Annotated in this window: 15 protein-coding genes; 8 read left to right on the forward strand and 7 right to left on the reverse strand. The window is 73.2% G+C overall.

Features of this window, described 5'->3' with window-relative positions; all coding sequences use genetic code 11:
• From AB0K17_RS15850 to AB0K17_RS15870, 5 genes are all read left to right on the forward strand, one after another.
• Positions 1 to 945: a sugar ABC transporter permease gene (locus AB0K17_RS15850; RefSeq protein ID WP_365965536.1), complete on the forward strand. Its 945-nt coding sequence runs from the start codon at positions 1 to 3 to the stop codon at positions 943 to 945.
• Complete coding sequence (locus tag AB0K17_RS15855; RefSeq protein WP_365965535.1) at positions 942 to 1,799, forward strand: carbohydrate ABC transporter permease; 858 nt, start codon at positions 942 to 944, stop codon at positions 1,797 to 1,799. The genes AB0K17_RS15850 and AB0K17_RS15855 overlap by 4 nt, the downstream gene beginning before the upstream one ends.
• Positions 1,800 to 1,876: 77 nt before the next feature.
• Entirely contained in the window at positions 1,877 to 3,535 is a 1,659-nt protein-coding gene (locus tag AB0K17_RS15860; RefSeq protein WP_365965534.1) for a glycoside hydrolase family 13 protein, read from the forward strand.
• 25 nt (positions 3,536 to 3,560) lie between these two features.
• Entirely contained in the window at positions 3,561 to 4,586 is a 1,026-nt protein-coding gene (locus tag AB0K17_RS15865) for a LacI family DNA-binding transcriptional regulator (protein ID WP_365965533.1), read from the forward strand.
• A 107-nt stretch (positions 4,587 to 4,693) separates the two neighbouring features.
• Complete coding sequence (locus AB0K17_RS15870; protein ID WP_365965532.1) at positions 4,694 to 5,548, forward strand: phosphatase PAP2 family protein; 855 nt, start codon at positions 4,694 to 4,696, stop codon at positions 5,546 to 5,548.
• Positions 5,549 to 5,561: 13 nt separating this feature from the next.
• Here AB0K17_RS15870 and AB0K17_RS15875 read toward each other — a convergent pair whose 3' ends face one another.
• The 5 genes from AB0K17_RS15875 to AB0K17_RS15895 form a co-directional block, all read right to left on the reverse strand.
• Positions 5,562 to 8,705 carry a bifunctional [glutamine synthetase] adenylyltransferase/[glutamine synthetase]-adenylyl-L-tyrosine phosphorylase gene (locus AB0K17_RS15875; RefSeq protein WP_365983267.1) on the reverse strand — a complete coding sequence of 1,048 codons (3,144 nt, stop codon included), beginning with the start codon at positions 8,703 to 8,705 and terminating at the stop codon, positions 5,562 to 5,564.
• Positions 8,706 to 8,751: 46 nt separating this feature from the next.
• Positions 8,752 to 9,372 (reverse strand): histone deacetylase, encoded by a 621-nt coding sequence (locus tag AB0K17_RS15880; RefSeq protein ID WP_365983307.1) that lies wholly within the window; start codon positions 9,370 to 9,372, stop codon positions 8,752 to 8,754.
• Positions 9,373 to 9,413: 41 nt separating this feature from the next.
• Positions 9,414 to 10,775 carry a type I glutamate--ammonia ligase gene (gene glnA / locus AB0K17_RS15885; protein ID WP_365965530.1) on the reverse strand — a complete coding sequence of 454 codons (1,362 nt, stop codon included), beginning with the start codon at positions 10,773 to 10,775 and terminating at the stop codon, positions 9,414 to 9,416.
• A gap of 206 nt (positions 10,776 to 10,981) precedes the next feature.
• Entirely contained in the window at positions 10,982 to 11,863 is an 882-nt protein-coding gene (locus AB0K17_RS15890; RefSeq protein WP_365983268.1) for an alpha/beta hydrolase, read from the reverse strand.
• Positions 11,864 to 11,928: 65 nt separating this feature from the next.
• Entirely contained in the window at positions 11,929 to 13,407 is a 1,479-nt protein-coding gene (locus AB0K17_RS15895; protein ID WP_365983269.1) for an APC family permease, read from the reverse strand.
• 158 nt (positions 13,408 to 13,565) lie between these two features.
• On the opposite strand from AB0K17_RS15895, the gene AB0K17_RS15900 reads away from it, so the two are divergent.
• From AB0K17_RS15900 to AB0K17_RS15910, 3 genes are all read left to right on the forward strand, one after another.
• Entirely contained in the window at positions 13,566 to 13,982 is a 417-nt protein-coding gene (locus tag AB0K17_RS15900; RefSeq protein ID WP_365983270.1) for a DUF6153 family protein, read from the forward strand.
• 60 nt (positions 13,983 to 14,042) lie between these two features.
• A complete protein-coding gene (locus tag AB0K17_RS15905) occupies positions 14,043 to 15,650 on the forward strand; it encodes a multicopper oxidase family protein (RefSeq protein WP_365983271.1) in 1,608 nt (535 codons plus the stop codon).
• Positions 15,651 to 15,733: 83 nt separating this feature from the next.
• A complete protein-coding gene (locus tag AB0K17_RS15910; RefSeq protein WP_365983272.1) occupies positions 15,734 to 17,488 on the forward strand; it encodes an NAD+ synthase in 1,755 nt (584 codons plus the stop codon).
• 12 nt (positions 17,489 to 17,500) lie between these two features.
• Here AB0K17_RS15910 and AB0K17_RS15915 read toward each other — a convergent pair whose 3' ends face one another.
• Positions 17,501 to 17,713, reverse strand: coding sequence for a DUF2277 domain-containing protein (locus tag AB0K17_RS15915; protein ID WP_365983273.1), 213 nt, complete (start codon positions 17,711 to 17,713; stop codon positions 17,501 to 17,503).
• Positions 17,670 to 18,890: an MFS transporter gene (locus AB0K17_RS15920; RefSeq protein ID WP_365983274.1), complete on the reverse strand. Its 1,221-nt coding sequence runs from the start codon at positions 18,888 to 18,890 to the stop codon at positions 17,670 to 17,672. Before AB0K17_RS15920 ends, AB0K17_RS15915 begins: the two co-directional genes overlap by 44 nt.
• Positions 18,891 to 18,918: the final 28 nt, after the last annotated feature.

The following is an 18,918-nucleotide window of genomic DNA, read 5'->3' on the forward strand; positions in this document are numbered from 1 at the left end:
ATGGCCACACTCGTCACCCGGGTCAGGCGTTCCTTCTCCACCCACTGGTACGCGTGGGCGATGGTGCTGCCGGTCGTCGTCGTGCTCGGCGTCCTCGTCGGGTATCCGCTGGGCAGGGGCATCTACCTGTCCTTCACGGATGCCAACGAGGCGAACGTCGCCCGCACCATCGGCGTCAACGACATCCCCGCCACGTACCAGTTCGTCGGGCTCGACAACTACTGGAAGGTGCTCTCCGGCCAGGAGGGGCACTTCTACTCCCGCCTGACCTGGACCGTCGTGTGGACCGCGTCCTGCGTCCTGCTGCACTACGCCATCGGCCTCGGGCTGGCCCTGCTGCTCAACCGCAAGGTGCGCTTCAGGACCCTGTACCGGGTGCTGCTGATGCTGCCGTGGGCGGTGCCGGCGTTCGTCGCCACCTTCGCCTGGCGGCTGATGTTCAACGAGAAGTACGGCGTGCTGAACAGCTTCCTGTCCGCCATGGGGTTCGGCCCCGTGGACTGGCTGGGCGACAGCACGCTGCAGAAGGTCTCGGCGGTCGCCGTCAACGTGTGGCTGGGCGTGCCCTTCATGATGATGGCCGTCCTCGGCGGCCTGCAGTCCATCCCGAGCGAGCTGCACGAGGCCGCCGAGATGGACGGCGCGAGCCCCTGGCAGCGCTTCCGCCACGTGACCCTGCCGGGGCTGCGGACGGTGAGCGGCACGGTGATCCTGCTGGGCGTCATCTGGACGTTCAACATGTTCCAGGTCATCTACCTGCTGATCGGGCAGGGGGCGAGCTCGGACAGCGAGATCCTCGTGACGTACGCCTACCGGATGGCCTTCCAGGGCGTGCGCGACTACGCCGGCTCGGCGACGTACGGGATCCTCATCCTCTCGCTGCTGCTGGTCTTCGCCGTCTTCTACCGCCGGATGCTCGCCAGGCAGGAGGCCGCGACGCGATGAGCACCACGATCCCCACCCGCCGGCGGCAGCGCGGGCAGCGCTCGCGCGGCGCCTCGGCGGCGCTGCACGCCGCGCTGATCACGGCCTCGGCGATCGCCGTCTTCCCCGTCCTGTTCGTCGTCTACGTCTCGCTGCGCGGGCGCGACGGCTGGCAGGAGCCGACCCGGGCGAGCGGCTTCGACCTGTCGAACTACACGCATGTGCTGGGCGAGACGAAGTTCCTGACCTGGTTCGGCAACTCGCTGATCGTGGCCCTGGGCGCCACCGTCCTGGGCGTGCTGGTGGCGGCGAGCGCGGGGTACGCGGTCTCGCGGATGCGCTTCCCCGGCCACCGGCCGCTGATGTGGACGTTCCTGGTGGTGCAGATGTTCCCGATGGCGGTGCTGATCGTGCCGCTGTACACGCTCCTGGGACAGCTGGGACTGCTGGACTCCTACTTCGGCCTGATCCTCACGTACTGCACGGTCTCGGTGCCGTTCTGCGCGTGGATGCTCAAGGGCTACTTCGACTCCATACCGGCCGAGATCGACGAGGCCGGCCGGGTCGACGGACTCACCCCGTTCGGCACGTTCTGGCGGCTGATCCTGCCGCTGGCCCGGCCGGGGCTGGCGGTCACCGGCTTCTACTCCTTCATCACCGCCTGGGGCGAGGTGGCCTTCGCCAGCCAGTTCATGAGCAGCGAGGAGCACTACACGCTCGCCGTCGGCCTGCAGACCTTCGTCGGCCAGCAGAAGGCCGAGTGGGGGCTGATGACGGCGGCCGCCGTGCTCATCGCGCTGCCCGCCGGGCTGGTCTTCTTCTTCGCCCAGCGGCATCTGGTCGCCGGGCTCACCGCGGGCGGGACGAAGGGCTGACCCGCGGGCCCCGCCCGTCGTTGAGCCGTGCGCACCGCCCGCTCCGCCATACGACACCACGAACCGATAGGACGTACATGACCCCGGACCTCGCGCCCTCCGTCCGCCCGTTCGCCGACGACTCCGCCGCCGCCTCCACCGAGCAGGCCGGCTGGTGGCGCAGCGCCGTCATCTACCAGGTGTACGTGCGCTCGTTCGCCGACAGCGACGGGGACGGCGTCGGCGACCTGCGCGGGATCCGCGAGCGGCTGCCGTACCTGGCCGGCCTCGGGGTGGACGCCCTGTGGCTGACCCCGTTCTACGCCTCGCCGCAGGCGGACGGGGGCTACGACGTGGCCGACTACCGGGCCGTCGACCCGCTGTTCGGGCAGCTGTCGGACGCGGACGACCTGGTACGCGAGGCCCACCGGCTGGGCCTGCGGATCATTGTGGACATCGTGCCCAACCACACCTCCGACCGGCACGTCTGGTTCCAGGAGGCGCTCGCGGACCGTCCGGGGGGGACGGCCCGCGCGCGCTACCACTTCCGGCCGGGCCGGGGCGAGGGCGGCGAACTGCCGCCGAACGACTGGGAGTCGGTCTTCGGCGGCCCGGCCTGGACGCGGACGACGGACGCGGACGGCCGTCCCGGCGAGTGGTACCTGCACCTGTTCGCACCCGAGCAGCCGGACCTGAACTGGGACTGCCCCGAGGTGCGCGAGGAGTTCGACTCCGTCCTGCGGTTCTGGCTGGACCTGGGCGTCGACGGCTTCCGCATCGACGTCGCGCACGGCATGGTCAAGGCGCCGGGCCTGCCCGACATCGGCCGCACCGAGCAGGCCAAGCTGATCGGGGCGCAGGTGCTGCCGTTCTTCGACCAGGACGGGGTGCACGAGATCCACCGCGCCTGGCGGCGGCTGCTGGAGTCCTACCCGGGCGAGCGGGTGGGCGTGGCGGAGGCGTGGGCGCCGACCTCGGAGCGCCTGGCGCTGTACGTGCGTCCGGACGAACTGCACCAGGCGTTCAACTTCCAGTTCCTGACCTGCGACTGGGACGCCGACGCCATGCGGGAGGTGATCGACCGGTCGCTGGCGGCGACCGCCTCGGTGGGCGCGCCCACGACGTGGGTGCTCTCCAACCACGACGTGGTGCGCCACGTGACCCGCTACGGCGCCGGCGACGGGGAGCTGGGGCTGGCCCGGGCCCGGGCGGCGGCGCTGCTGATGCTGGCGCTTCCCGGCTCGGCGTACGTCTACCAGGGCGAGGAGCTGGGCCTGCCGGAGGTCGTGGACCTGCCCGACGAGGTGCGCCAGGACCCGGCGTTCTTCCGCGGCGACGGCCAGGACGGCCTGCGCGACGGCTGCCGGGTGCCGCTGCCGTGGTCGGGCGAGGCGGCCCCGTACGGCTTCGGGCCGGGCGGCAGCTGGCTGCCGCAGCCCGAGCAGTGGGCGGGGCTGTCGGTCGAGGCGCAGTCCGGCGATCCGCGCTCGATGCTGGAGCTGTACCGCTCGGCGCTCGCGCTGCGCCGGCAGCTGCCGGGTCTGGGCGACGGCGACATGGGCTGGCTGGAGGCGCCCGAGGGTGTGCTGGCGTTCACCCGCCCCGGTTTCGTGTGCACCCTGAACACTCTCGGTGCCGAGGTGACGCTTCCGGTGCCGGGCCGTCCGGTGCTGGCGAGCGTTGACGAGGCAGACCTGGAATTCGCGGGCGGTACGGTAAGGATTCCTTCGAATTCTTGTGTGTGGTGGGCAGTCTGAGATGCGACCGGTATCGTCACCTCCTGTGACCGCACGGCTGGCCGACATCGCCGCCCAGGCGGGTGTCAGCGAAGCGACCGTCAGCCGTGTCCTCAACGGGAAGCCGGGGGTGGCCGCCTCCACCCGTCAGTCGGTGCTGGCCGCGCTCGACGTGCTGGGCTACGAGCGGCCCGTACGGCTGCGACAGCGCAGCGCCGGGCTGGTCGGGCTGATCACCCCGGAGCTGGACAACCCCATCTTTCCGGCGTTCGCCCAGGTGATCGGCCAGGCGCTCACCCGGCAGGGATACACACCGGTGCTGGCCACGCAGACGCCGGGCGGCTCCACCGAGGACGAGCTGACGGAGATGCTCGTCGAGCGCGGCGTCGCCGGCATCCTCTTCGTCTCCGGGCTGCACGCGGACACCTCGGCGGACATGCAGCGCTATGAGCGGCTGCGGGCGCAGGGGGTGCCGTTCGTGCTGATCAACGGCTTTTCGCCGCAGGTACGCGCGCCTTTCGTCTCCCCCGACGACCGGGCGGCGATGCGGCTGGCCGTCACCCATTTGGCGGCATTGGGGCACCGGCGCATAGGGCTCGCGGTGGGGCCGCGGCGGTATGTGCCGGTGCAGCGCAAGATCGAGGGCTTCGTGGCGAGCATGCGTGAGCAGCTCGGCCTGCCCGAGCCGGAGGCGGAGGCACTGATACAGCATTCGCTGTTCACCCTTGAGGGTGGTCAGGCGGCGGCCGCCGCACTGATCGACCGGGGGTGCACGGCGGTGGTGTGCGCGAGCGACATGATGGCGCTCGGGGTCGTCCGGGCGGCCCGCCAGCGGGGCCTCGAAGTGCCGCGCGACGTCTCGGTGGTGGGCTTCGACGACTCGCCGCTGATCGCCTTCACCGATCCGCCCCTGACGACCATTCGCCAACCGGTGCAGTCGATGGGACAGGCCGCGGTGCGGGCGTTGCTGGAGGAGGTCGGGGGGACACCGGCGCCGCACAGCGAGTTCGTCTTCCTGCCCGAACTGGTCGTGCGGGGCTCGACGGCCTCGGCGCCCGGCGGGCGTTCCTGACGACGCGCGCGGGCCCTCACGGGGGCCGTCGGACGGGGGTGGCGGGCGGCCGGTAACGATCGCTCGGGCGATCTGGCGCGGGGCGCTTTCTGGCAGACTGTTGGCCTATGGGTGAAGCGACAGTGAGGACTGTGCAAGGCCGGACGGCCGCTCCGCCACCCACCGACGAGCGCGCGGAGGGGCCGTCGGCGGGCCGCCTCCGGGCGCACGTCCTGCGCAGAGCGCGCACGCCGCGGCGCCCACGCCTGTGGTTCGAGGTGCTGCTGATCGCGGTGAGTTACTGGATGTATTCGCTCATCCGCAACGCCGTGCCGGAGCAGCGCGCCGCGGCACTGCGCAACGCCGACTGGATCTGGCAGACCGAACAGGGCCTGCACATCGCCGTCGAGCACACGATCAACAAGGCCGTGAATTCGGTGACGTGGCTGGTCGTGGGCATGAACTACTACTACGCGACGTTGCATTTCGTGCTGACGATCGCGGTGCTGGTCTGGCTCTACCGCCGGCACCCCGGGCGGTACTCGGCAGGCCGCCTGGCGTTGTTCGCCACCACCGGTGTGGCACTGCTCGGCTACTACCTGTATCCGCTCGCGCCGCCCCGGCTCATGCAGGGCCCGGGCTTCGTCGACACCGTCGTGGTGCACCACACCTGGGGCTCGATGGCCTCGGGCAACCTCGCGGACATGTCCAACCAGTACGCGGCCATGCCCTCCATGCACATCGGCTGGTCGGCCTGGTGCGGCGTCATGGTCGCCACCCTCGCCCGGGCCGTGTGGGTCCGCGTCCTGGCCACGGCCTACCCGCTGGCGACGCTGGTGGTCATCGTCTCCACCGCCAACCACTTCTGGCTGGACGCGGTGGGCGGGCTGCTGTGCCTGGGGGTCGGTTTCGGCCTGTCCTACGCGTGGTTCGGGGCGTTCCCGCTGCGCCTGGCCCGCCGGGTGGCGAGCGGGCGCGCCTAGCGGGATCCTTGGTTCACCGGCCGCCCCGCGCGCCGTTGTGCGGGCCGCCCCGGGAACCGTTCGCCGATCCGTAGAACAACTCCTCGACCACGGCGCGGGCCCGGCGCGTGGTGCGCCGGTAGTCGTCCAGCATCTCCCCCACGTGGCCCGGCTCGTAGCCCAGGTAGCGGCCGACGGCGGCCAGCTCCCGGGCGTCGCCCGGGAAGGTGTCGCCGGGCCGGCCGCGCACCAGCATCACCGCGTTGCGCACGCTGGTGGCCAGCACCCAGGCCTCGTCCAGGACGCGGGCCTGCTCGGCCGGGACGAGCCCCGCCGCGCAGGCCGCCGCGAGCGCCTCGCGGGTCCGGGTGGTGCGCAGCGCCGGCACGGACCAGCCGTGCCGCATCTGCAGCAGCTGCACCGTCCACTCCACGTCCGACAGGCCGCCGCGGCCCAGTTTGGTGTGGGTGGTGGGGTCGGCGCCGCGCGGCAGCCGCTCGGACTCCATGCGGGCCTTCAGCCGGCGGATCTCGCGCACGGCCTCCTCGCCCAGGCCCTCGGCGGGGTAGCGCAGCGGGTCGATCAGTTCGACGAAGCGCCGCCCGAGGTCGGCGTCGCCCGCCACCGGTTCGGCGCGCAGCAGGGCCTGGCTCTCCCACACCAGCGACCAGCGCCGGTAGTAGGCGGCGTACGAGGCGAGGCTGCGCACGATCGGGCCGGAGCGGCCCTCGGGGCGCAGGTCGGCGTCGACGATCAGCGGCGGATCGGTGGTGGGCAGCTGCAGGAGCCGGCGCATCTCGCCGGCCACGGCCTGGGCCGCCTTGGCGGCCTCCTCCTCGGGGACGCCCTCGCGGGGCTCGTGGACGAACAGCACGTCGGCGTCGGAGCCGTAGCCCTGCTCGTGGCCGCCGAAGCGGCCCATGCCGATGACGGCGAACCGGGTGGGCAGGGTCTCGCCCCACTCGGCCCGGACGGCGGCGCGCAGGGCGCCGGCGAGGGTGGCGGCGTTGATGTCGGTCACGGCGTCGCCGACGATGCCGGCGCGGGCGGCGTGGTCGGCGCCGGCGGTCTCGGCCGCCCCGCGGGAGCCGGTGCCGTGCGCGCCGGAGGCGTGTGCCTCGGAGGGCGTTCCGGCCCGACCGTAGGCGCCGATGATGTCGGCCGCGGCGGTGCGGAAGAGCTCACGCCGGCGCACGCCGCGCACCGCGACGATGGCGGCCTCGGCGTCCTCGGCCCGGCCGACGGCGGCCAGCACCTCCTGCTCCAGCGCCTCGCGGGTGCGGGGCCGCAGGCCGCCGGGGTCGCCGAGCAGGGCGACGGCCTCGGGGGCGCGCAGCAGCAGGTCGGGGGCGAGGCGGCCGGCGGAGAGCACCCGGGCGAGGTTCTCGGCGGCGGCGCCCTCGTCGCGCAGCAGCCGCAGGTACCAGGGGGTACGGCCGAGGGCGTCGGAGACCTTGTGGAAGTTCAGCAGGCCCGCGTCGGGGTCGGCGGAGTCGGCGAACCAGCCCAGCAGCACCGGCAGCAGCGTGCGCTGGATGGCCGCCTTGCGGGTCACCCCGGAGGCGAGCGCCTCCAGGTGGCGCAGGGCGCCGACGGGATCGGCGTACCCCAGGGCCTCCAGGCGCTGGCCGGCGGCCTTGGGGCTGAGCCGGATCTCGCCGGGTTCGAGCTGGGCGACGGCGTCCAGCAGCGGCCGGTAGAACAGCTTCTCGTGCAGCCGGCGCACCTCGCGGGTGTGCTGGCGCCACTGCGCGCCGAGCTCGGCGACCGGCTCGGTGCCCTGGGGCCAGCCGTGGGTGCGGGCCAGCGAGCGGCCCAGGCGCCGCAGGTCGGCCTCGGCCTCGGGCACGAGGTGGGTGCGGCGCAGCCGGTAGAGCTGGATGTGGTGCTCCATGGACCGCAGGAACCGGTAGGCGGCGTCCAGTGCCTTCGCGTCCGCGCGGCCGACGTAGCCGCCGGCGGCGAGGGCGGCCAGCGCGTCCAGGGTGCCGGGCACGCGCAGGGTGGCGTCGCTGCGCCCGTGCACCAACTGCAGCAGCTGCACGGCGAATTCGACGTCGCGCAGGCCCCCGGGACCCAGCTTCAGCTCGCGCTCCAGCTGGCCGGCGGGGATGGAGGCGACCACGCGCCGGCGCATCTGCTGCACGTCGGCGACGAAGTTCTCCCGCTCGGCGGCCTGCCACACCAGCTGCGAGACGGCCTCGGCGTACGCGCCTCCCAGCGCCGTGTCGCCCGCCACCGGACGGGCCTTGAGCAGGGCCTGGAACTCCCAGGTCTTGGCCCACCGCTGATAGTAGGCGAGGTGGCTGCTCAGGGTGCGCACGAGGGGCCCGTTGCGGCCCTCGGGGCGCAGGTTGGCGTCCACGGGCCAGATGGTGCCCTCGGGGGTGACGTCGGAGCACACCCGCATCATGCGCGAGGCGATCCGGGTGGCGGCCTGCAGGGCGCGGTCCTCCGGTGTCTGCCCCCGCGGCTCGGCCACGAAGATGACGTCGACGTCGGAGACGTAGTTCAGCTCCCTGCCGCCGCACTTGCCCATGCCGATGACGGCCAGCCGGCAGGCGGCGGCGTCGGCCGGCTGCTCCTCCTCGGCCACGGCCAGCGCGGCGCGCAGGGTGGCGGTGGCCAGGTCGGCGAGCTCGGCGGCGGTCGTGGACAGGTCGGTGCTGCCGCTGACGTCGCGGGCGGCGATGCCCAGCAGGGCCCGCCGGTAGGCGGCGCGCAGCGCGTCCGGTGCCGCGAGGCCGCGCTCGCGGCCGCCGCGCATGCCCTCGGCCAGGGACCGCTCGAACTGCGCCACGTCCGGGCGCAGATCGGCCGGTTCGAAGTCGTGCAGGACGTGCCAGTCACCGGGGTGGCGGGCCAGGTGGTCGCCGAGCGCCTCGGAGGCGCCGAGCACCCCCAGCAGCCGGTCGCGCAGCGGCTTGGCGGCCACCAGCGTCTCCAGCAGCGCCCGGCGCTCGCCGGCGTCCCGCTCGGCCTCCTCCAGCCGCACCAGCCCGCGCAGCGCCAGGTCGGGGTCGGCGGCCGCGCCGAGCGCGTCGAGCAGCACCGGGTCGGCGCCCACGGAGGCCAGCCCCGGCCCTTCGAGCAGCCGTTCGGCGGCCGCGGGATCCGTGAAGCCATACCTCAGCAACCGGGTGTACGTACTGCTCCGCCGCCCCTGCGGCACGGTCATCGTCTGCCTCCCGCTCCGGTGCCCGCCGATCAGACCACGCACGAGCCTAGTCGCCCCGGCGGCCGGGGGCACCGTCGTGATCGGTCGGCGCCGAGCGCAGAAGTGCCGCCGCGGACTCGGGCGTCCAGTGCTCGTCGGCTCCCGGGCAGCCGGCCAGGTAGGCGGCCGCGCGCTCGGCGCCCCAGCCGTGCGCCTCGGCCAGGCCGGCGGCGATGTGCCGCAGGTACGCCGCCGAGGGCGGGTTGCCGGGCACCTCGCGGTGGCCCCAGGGAGCGGTGAAGGTCAGCACCGGGTGCCCGTCGAGCGTGCCGGGGCACACCAGCGTCTCGTAGCGCCCCGGCCCCAGGACGACGCGGGAGCCGGCCCGGACGCCGGTGAGGTCCAGGTCCCGGCCCGGCTCGCGGTACATCTCCTGCGCGGCGACGTCGGAGAACTGCGCGGCGGTGAGCAGGTAGCCGCGGGCGGCCGTCGTGCCCGCGCCGTCGGGGTCGTAGAACGCCCGTCCGCCGCTCCACACGGGCGAGACGGTGGCGAAGTACAGCACTCCGGGCAGCATCAGCGGCACCGACCGCTCCGGCGGACGCGGATCCCGGCAGCTGGGGTACGTCCGCCGCGCCCCGGCAGGCCTGCCCCCGGTGAGGTAGCAGCGCAGGCGCCGGGCGTGCATGTTCGACCCGAAGGCCGCGTACCAGACGCGGCCGGGGCCGCTCACAGCACCGGCAGCATCTTGCGCAGCTCGAAGGCGGTGACTTCGGAGCGGTACTCCTCCCACTCCTGCTTCTTGTTGCGCAGGAAGAAGTCGAAGACGTGCTCGCCGAGGGTCTCGGCGACGAGCTCGCTGCGCTCCATGAGCTCGATGGCCTCGCCGAGGTTCTGCGGCAGCGGCTCGATGCCCATCGCGCTGCGCTCGGCGTCCGACAGCGCCCACACGTCGTCGTCCGCGCCGGGCGGCAGTTCGTACCCCTCCTCGATGCCCTTCAGGCCCGCGGCCAGCAGGACCGCGTAGGTCAGGTAGGGGTTGGCGCCGGAGTCGATGGAGCGCACCTCGACGCGCGTGGAGCCGGTCTTTCCCGGCTTGTACATGGGCACCCGGATCAGGGCCGAGCGGTTGTTGTGGCCCCAGCAGATGTACGACGGCGCCTCGCCGCCGGCACCGGCGGTGCGCTTGGAGCCGCCCCAGATGCGCTTGTAGGAGTTGACCCACTGGTTGGTGACGGCCGAGGTCTCCCCCGCGTGCCGCAGCAGACCGGCGATGAACGAGCGGCCCACCTTCGACAACTGGTACTCGGCGCCCGACTCGTAGAAGGCGTTGCGGTCGCCCTCGAAGAGGGACAGGTGGGTGTGCATGCCCGACCCCGGGTACTCCGAGAAGGGCTTCGGCATGAACGTGGCGTGCACGCCCTGCTCCAGTGCCACCTGCTTCATCACCAGGCGGAAGGTCATGATGTTGTCGGCCGTCGACAGTGCATCGGCGTACCGCAGGTCGATCTCCTGCTGCCCCGGCGCGCCCTCGTGGTGGCTGAACTCCACCGAGATGCCCATCGATTCGAGCATGGTGATGGCCTGGCGGCGGAAGTCCATGCCGACGTTCTGCGGGGTGTGGTCGAAGTAGCCGGAGTTGTCGGCGGGCACCGGCCGGCTGCCGTCGACCGGCTTGTCCTTCAGCAGGAAGAACTCGATCTCGGGGTGGGTGTAGAAGGTGAACCCGAGGTCGGAGGTCTTGGCCAGGATGCGCTTGAGCACGTAGCGCGGGTCGGCGTAGGACGGCGAGCCGTCCGGCATCAGGATGTCGCAGAACATCCGCGCCGTGCCGGGGGCCTCCGCGCGCCAGGGCAGGATCTGGAAGGTGCCCGGATCCGGCTTGGCGATCATGTCGGACTCGTAGACGCGGGCGAAGCCCTCGATCGCGGACCCGTCGAAGCCGATGCCCTCGTCGAACGCCTGCTCAAGCTCGGCCGGCGCCACCGCCACGGACTTCAGGTACCCCAGGACGTCGGTGAACCACAGCCGGACGAACCGGATGTCGCGCTCTTCGAGCGTGCGGAGCACGAACTCCTGCTGCTTATCCATAGCTACCTATCCTTGCAGGTCAGACGGCTCGTTTCACCCGGCGTCGAGCTGGCGGCCGGCACGGGCCGGACCTTGAGTATCACGCCCCCGGGTTACCGGCGGGTTTCCATGCGGATCCGGCCTTGCGGCCTCTGGGTGCATCGTACTGACGCGCGGACGAAATCCACTGCCCAGCGCCTGCCCCCCGCATGCGGTCGGCGGCCCGCTCAGCCCCGCAGGCGGTGGACGTACGGCGTCGCCAGGACCGCCGCCGCGACGGACTGGGGGCGGTCGTGCATCAGCAGGTGGCCGGCCGGGGCCACGGCCTCGAAGCGGGCGTCGAGGCGGGCGGCCAGGGCGCGCTGGCGGTGCAGCCAGCGGCGTTCGGGGGCGGAGTCGCTGCCGGTGGAGGCGGCCAGGAAGGTGATGGGGACGGGCGGCAGGCCGTGGTGGGCGCGCAGGTCCTCCAGTTCGGCGGCGACGTCGCGGTAGCGGGCGTTCTCCATGACGACGGCGCGGGCGACGCGGCTGCTGCCGTAGACGCGGCGCACCAGGTCGGCGGGGACGGGGTCGCGGCGGCGCACGGAGGCGGAGCGGGCGGTCAGCCGGCGCAGGGCCGGGCCGAGGGCGTGCGGCAGGCCGGCGGCGGCGATGGCAAGGCCCCGCAGGCGGGCGGCGGCGGTGCGCAGTTCGCGGGCGGCGAGGGGGCGGGCGTCCTCCTCGACGCTGGAGTCGACGAGGACGAGGCCGGCCGTGCGCTCGGGGTACAGCCGGGCGAACGCCTCGGCGTGCAGGCCCGCCAGCGAGTGGCCGACAACGGTGGCGGGGGTGGCCAGGCCCAGGGCGTCGAGGACGCCGGCGATGCGGGCGGCCTCGCCGGCGGCGGTGGGCGGTTCGGCGGCGGGGGCGCTGAAGCCCAGGCCGGGGCGGTCGAAGCGGACGACCGTGCGGTAGGGGGCGAGGAGGGGTACGACGGGGTCCCAGTCGAACCAGGCCATGCCGAGCCCCGGGCTGAGCACGCAGACCGGGCCCGAGCCCTCGCACAGCACGTGCAGGGGGATCCCGCCGACGCGCAGCATCCGCCCCGGTGGCCGTGCCGTACCGCTCATGGGACCCCCCTCGGTCCGTGCGTCGCCGTGTGCGTGCCCCGTGGCGCGGACGGGGCACGCACAAGCTACTCGACGGCGCCGTCGCGCCGGTGCTCGGCCGCCACCCAGTGCGGCTTGCGCAGGGCGAGGAAGGCCAGCGGGGCGAGGAAGCCGAGGGTGAGCAGGCCACCGCCGACGATGAGCAGGTAGCGCCACAGCGGCTGGCCGCCGAACTGCTCCGGCGGGACGAAGCCGATGCACATCGCGGCGGCGGAGGCGGCGAAGCCGACGCCGGCGACCAGGTGCAGGGCCGGGACGCGGAAGCCGCGGGGCGCGTCGGGGCGGGTGCGGCGCAGCCGGATGGCGGCGGCGAACATCAGCAGGTAGACGACGAGGTAGATCTGCGTGGTGACGACCGAGAAGATCCAGTAGGCGCTGGAGACGTCGGGGATGAAGGCGTACAGCAGCGCGATGACGGTGGTCAGGGCGCCCTGGGCGACCATGATGGTGGTCGGCACGCCGTGCCGGTTGAGCTTCTGCAGGGCCGGCGGCAGGTAGCCCTCCTGCCGGGAGACCATCAGCAGGCCCTTGGCGGGCCCGGCGAGCCAGGTGAGCATGCCGCCGAGCGCCGCGGCCACGAGCAGCACGCCGACGACCTTGGTCAGCCAGCCCACGCCGAAGTGGTCGAAGAAGCCCTGGAAGGCCTGCATGACGCCGGCCGTCAGGCTCAGGTCCTTGCCCGGCATGACCCAGCTGATGGCCAGGGCGGGCAGGATGAAGATCAGCAGGACGAGGCCGGTGGCGGCGAACATCGCGCGCGGGTAGTCCTTGCCGGGCTCGCGCAGGGCCGCGACGTGCACGCCGTTCATCTCCATGCCCGCGTAGGACAGGAAGTTGTTGACGATCAGCACGAGGCTGGCCAGGCCGGCCCACGGCGGCAGCACGTGCGAGGAGTCCATGGGCGCGGCTGAGGGGTTGCCCTGGGCGAGGAAGACCATGCCGAGCACGACGAGGACGACGCCGGGGATCAGCGTTCCGACGACCAGCCCGGCGCTGGAGAGGCCGGCCACGGCCTTGGTGCCGCGCGAGGAGATCAGCACGCCGGCCCAGTAGATGACGACGATGACGATGGCGATGTACAGGCCGTTGTCCGCCAGCGACGGGTCGACGATGTAGGCGAAGGTGCTCGCGACGTAGGCCAGCAGGCTGGGGTAGTACGCGATGGTCATCGCGAACTGGCACCACACGGCGAGGAAGCCGAGCGGCTTGGACAGCCCCTCGCTCACCCACCGGTAGACGCCGCCGGGCCAGCCGGAGGCCAGTTCGGCCGAGACCAGGGCGGTCGGCAGCAGGAAGACGACGGCGGGCAGCAGGTAGAGGAAGACGGCGGCCAGGCCGAAGAGGGCCATCGAGGGCGAAGGGCGCAGGTTGGCCACGGAGGCGGTGGTCATCATCGCGAGCGTGGCCCACGAGATGAACTGCGTCTGCGGGGCTCCCGGCGCGGGAGCGGCGACGGGCGCAGCGGTGGGGGGACGTTCGTCCCGAACCTGGTCCGTGAGGGTCATGGGGGAAGAGCGTCCTTCGGGCCGTGCGTCAAAACTTTTCGCCCAATGATCGGGCCTTCGCACCACTGCGCGCACATCCGTCCCGGGCGCACGCCTGGCGTCCGATACCCCGCGGGGGTAAGGTGCCCGGCAAGATCCAGGGGCTCGGGAGGCAGGCGGTGCAAGGACGGCGCGGGATCGCCGCCCGGTGCGGGCGGCCGCTGCTGCTCGCCGCGCTCCTGCTCGGAATCGTGACCATGCACACACTCGGGCACCCCGGCGGTCACGCCGAGGGGTCCCGCGCGGGGGCGGTCACGGCGGCAGCGGGGGAACACGCGCCCGACCGCGCCGGCGCGCACGGCGGGGAGCGGCACCACGAGGGCGGCGGGACCCCCGCCATGGACCCGTCGTCCGTGTGCCTGGCCGTCCTCGCCGTCGGCTGGACCCTTCTCGCCCTGCTCGCCCTGGCCGGCCTGTGCCGCCCCGGCGCCCGGCCGGCGCCCGCGGCCCGGCCCTGGTTCTCCCGTGCCCTGTGGCCCCACCCACCCCCGCCCCGGCACAAGTCCCTCGCCCGGTTGTCGGTGCTGCGCGTATAGGCGGCGGCGCGCGCTCGCTGCTGCCCGTACACACCACCGATCACCGACGAGGTATCCCTCATGACTCCCCTGTCCGCCTCTCGCCGCGCCGTGCTCGGCGCGGGACTCGGCCTGGCCGGAACCGGCCTGCTCGCCGCCTGCTCGACCGGCTCCGCCACGCCCGACCGCGACCCCGCCTACGTCTCCCCCGGCGACAAGGAGGTCGCCGCCGCGGAGGCGCGGCGCCCCTCCGGAACGTTGCGCTCCTTCTCCCTCACCGCGACCCCCGCACGCCTGGAGCTGGGCGCCGGCCGCACGGTCGCGTCGTGGGCCTACGGCGACGCACTGCCCGGCAAGGAGATCCGCCTGACCGCGGGCGAGACGCTCGCGCTGTCCCTGGCCAACCACCTGCCCGTCCCCACCTCCGTGCACTGGCACGGCCTCGCCCTGCGCAACGACATGGACGGCGTCCCGGGCCTGACCCAGCGCCCCGTCCAAGCGGGCGCCTCCTTCGACTACCGCTTCGCGGTGCCGCGCCCGGGCACGTACTGGCTGCACCCGCACACCGGCGTGCAGCAGGACCGCGGGCTGTACGCGCCGCTGATCGTGGCGGATCCCAAGGAGCCGCTGGCGTACGACAAGGAGTGGGTCGTCGTCCTCGACGACTGGGTCGACGGGGTCGACGGCAGCACGCCGGACGCGGTGCTCGCGGAGCTCCGCAAGGGCATGGGCGGCATGGACCACGGCTCCACGAGCAACGGCTCCACGAACAACGGCTCGATGAACCACGGCGGCATGAGCCACGGCGGGATGGATCACGGCGGCATGGATCACGGGTCCGCCTCACCCGCGCCCGGTGGCCCGCCGCGCATGCTGATGGGCGCCACCAGCGCGTACCTCGGCGGGGACGCCGGCGACGTGGCGTACCCGTCCTACCTGGTCAACGGCCGCGTCCCGGAGGATCCGCAGACGTTCGCCGCCCGGCCGGGCGACCGGATCAGGATCCGCCTCATCAATGCCGGCGGGGACACCGCCTTCCGCGTGGCCCTGGGCGACCACCGGATGACCGTCACCCACACGGACGGCTTCCCCGTCGAGCACGTACAGACGGACGCGCTGCTGCTGGGCATGGGCGAGCGGTACGACGTCCTGGTCGAGGCCAAGGACGGCGTCTTCCCGCTGACGGCCCTGGCCGAGGGCAAGGACCGCACGGCGCTGGCCGTGCTGCGCACGGGCGGCGGCGCGGCGCCGGGCGCGGACGTACGTCCCCGGGAGCTGTCCGGCGCGCCGCTGACCGCCTCCCGCCTGCGGGCGGCCGCGGGCGCGGCACTGCCGGAGCGCCGGCCGGACCGGATGCTGACGCTGCGGCTGACGGGGTCGATGGCGAGGTACGACTGGGCGATCAACGGGAAGCCGTACGACCCGGAGCGGCGCCTTCCGGTGCGGGTGGGCGAACGCGTACGGCTCGTATTCGTCAACGACACCACGATGTGGCACCCGATGCACCTGCACGGTCACACGTTCGCGCTGCCGGGCGGCGGGCCGCGCAAGGACACCGCGATCGTGCTGCCGGGCAGGCGGCTGGAGGCCGACTTCGACGCGGACAACCCGGGGCTGTGGATGATCCACTGTCACAACGTCTACCACGCGGAGTCGGGGATGATGACGGTCCTCGGCTACCGGAAGTAGCCCCCCTGCGTCGAACGCCGCCGCACGACCCGTGCGGCGGCGTCCACCCCCCATTGCGTCAGTCAGACGATTACACTGGCGGCGTGGCTCACCTTCGTCTCGCCCTGAACCAGATCGACTCCACCGTCGGGGACATCGCCGGCAACGCGGAGGCGATCGTCCGCTGGACCCGCCACGCGGCCGAGCACGGCGCCCACCTGGCCGCGTTCCCCGAAATGGCCCTGACGGGCTACCCCGTCGAGGACCTGGCGCTGCGCCGCTCCTTCGTCACCGCCAGCCGCCGGGCACTGCACGACCTCGCAGCCCGCCTGCAGCAGGAGGGCCTCGGCGAACTGCCGGTCGTCGTCGGCTACCTCGACCACAGCGAGGAGGGCCGCCCCAGGCTGGGCCGCCCCGCCGGCGCCCCGCGCAACGCCGCCGCCGTCCTGCACCGCGGCGCGGCCGTGCTCACCTTCGCCAAGCACCACCTGCCCAACTACGGCGTCTTCGACGAGTTCCGCTACTTCGTGCCCGGCGAGACCCTGCCGGTGGTGCGGGTGCACGGCGTGGACGTGGCCCTGGCCATCTGCGAGGACCTCTGGCAGGAGGGCGGCCGCGTACCGGCCGCGCGCACCGCCGGCGCCGGGCTGCTGCTGTCCATCAACGCCTCCCCCTACGAGCGGGAGAAGGACGACACCCGCCTGGAGCTGGTGCGCAAGCGCGCCCAGGAGGCCGGCTGCACGCTCGCCTACGTCGCCACCACCGGCGGCCAGGACGAGCTGGTCTTCGACGGCGACTCCATCGTCGTCGGCCCCGACGGCGAGGTCGTCGCCCGCGCCCCGCAGTTCGAGGAGACCTGCCTCCTCCTCGACCTCGACCTGCCCGCGGCCCCGGCCAAGGCCCCCTCGGGCGTCGTCGACGACGGGCTGCGCATCGAGCACGTCACGCTCTCCACCGACGTCCTGCCCGCCCGCGAGGTGGAGTTCACCGGCGGCCGGGCCCGGCACCTCGGCGACGACGAGGAGGTCTACACCGCCCTGGTGACGGGCCTGCGCGCGTACGTCCGCAAGAACGGCTTCCGCAGCGTCCTGATCGGCCTGTCCGGCGGTATCGATTCCGCCCTCGTCGCCGCCATCGCCTGCGACGCGCTCGGCGCGGCGGACGTGTACGGCGTGGCCATGCCCTCGCGCTACTCCTCCGAGCACTCCCTGGCCGACGCCGAGGAACTCGCCCGGCGCACCGGCCTGAACTTCCGCACCGTCCCCATCGCCCCCATGTTCGACGCGTACATGGGCGCGCTCGGCCTGACCGGCCTGGCCGAGGAGAACCTCCAGTCGCGGCTGCGCGGCACGATGCTGATGGCCGTCTCCAACCAGGAGGGCCACATCGTCCTCGCCCCCGGCAACAAGTCCGAGCTCGCGTGCGGCTACTCCACGCTCTACGGCGACTCGGTCGGCGCGTACGGCCCCATCAAGGACGTCTACAAGACCGCCATCTTCCGCCTGGCCCGCTGGCGCAACCAGGCCGCCGCCGAACGCGGCGAGACCCCGCCGATCCCGGAGAACTCCATCACCAAGCCCCCGAGCGCCGAACTGCGCCCCGGCCAGGTCGACACGGACTCCCTGCCGGACTACGAGGTCCTCGACCGCATCCTGGAGCTCTACGTCGACCGCGACCGCGGCCGGGCCGAGATCGTGGCGGAGGGACACGACCCGGAGCTGGTGGCGAAGGTGCTGCGCCTGGTGGACACGGCGGAGTACAAGCGCCGCCAGTACCCCCCGGGCACGAAGATCTCTCCCAAGGGCTTCGGCAAGGACCGCCGCCTGCCGATCACGAACGCGTGGCGCGAGACGGTGTGAGGACCAGCGGGATCACTTCGCCCCGCGTACCACCAGCCCCGCCAGGAGGCGCTGCGTCGCCTCCGTCACCGCCTCCACCGCCTCGTCGAAGACCGCTTGGTTGTGCGCGGCCGGGGTGTGGAAGCCGGAGACCTTGCGGACGTACTGCAGGGCGGCGGCCCTGACGTCCTCCGTGCTGACCTCAGGCGTGACCGGCGGTCTCAGCGTCTTGATGCTGCGGCACATGCTCCAAGTGTGCACCCGCGACCACGCGCGACCCACTGTCGCGGTCCAGCGCGCCCGCCGTCACCGCGATGGCCAGGCCGACGACCGCCAGGGCCGCGCCCACCAGCGTGGGGGACGTCCATCCCCATCCCGCCGCGATGGCCGCGCCGCCGAGCCAGGCGCCGCCCGCGTTGGCGAGGTTGAACGCCGAGTGGTTGGAGGCCGCGGCCAGGGTCGGCGCGTGCCGTGCCTTGTGCATGACGAGCATCTGCAGCGGTGTGGTGGTCATGAAGCCGACCGCGCCGAGCAGCACCACCGTCACGAGCGCCGCCCACTTCACATGGACCGCGAAGTCGAAGAGCACGAGCACGACCGCCAGCGCGCCCAGCGACCCGTACAGCGTGGCGCGGGGGGCGCGGTCGGTGAGGCGGCCGGCGGCGAGGGCGCCGAGGGTCATGCCGGTGCCGAAGAGGGCGAGCACGAGCGTGACGGACGTCTCGGAGAAGCCGGTGACCTCGGTGCTCATGGAGGCGAGGTAGCTGTAGACGGCGAAGACGCCGGCGAAGCCGAAGACGGCGGTGAGCAGGGCGAGCAGCACCTGCGGGGCGCCCAGGGCGCGTACCTCGTGGGCGAGGCCTGCGCCCTCCTCGCGCGCAATGGGTGGGACGAGCAGGGCGAGCGCGCCGACGGCGAGGACGCCGATCCCGGCGACGACCAGGAACGTGGCGCGCCAGCCCAGGTGCTGGCCGAGCAGCGTGGCGGTGGGGACGCCGACGACGTTGGCGACGGTCAGGCCGAGGAACATCGTGGCGACGGCCCGTGCCTGGCGCCCGCGGGCCGCCAGCTGTGCGGCGACGACGGAGCCGACGCCGAAGAACGCGCCGTGCGGCAGCCCGGCCAGGACGCGGGCGGCGACGAGCAGCCCGAAGGTGGGGGCGAGCGCGGAGGCGAGGTTGCCGATGGTGAAGAGCACCATGAGCAGGACGAGCATGAGCTTGCGCGGGAGGCGGGCGCCGAGTGCGGCCAGCAGCGGGGCGCCGACGACCACGCCGAGGGCGTAGGCGGAGACGAGGTACCCGGCGGTGGGCACGGAGGTGTGGAGGTCGCCGGCGACGTTGGGCAGCAGGCCCATCATCACGAACTCGGTGGTTCCGATGCCGAAGGCCGAGACTGCGAGGGCGAGCAGCGCCAAGGGCATGGGGGTGCTGCCTTTCGGGTGGGGCGTG

Origin of the sequence: Streptomyces sp. NPDC049585 (assembly GCF_040675615.1) — a bacterium.
GTDB classification, from domain to species: Bacteria; Actinomycetota; Actinomycetes; order Streptomycetales; family Streptomycetaceae; genus Streptomyces; species Streptomyces luteosporeus.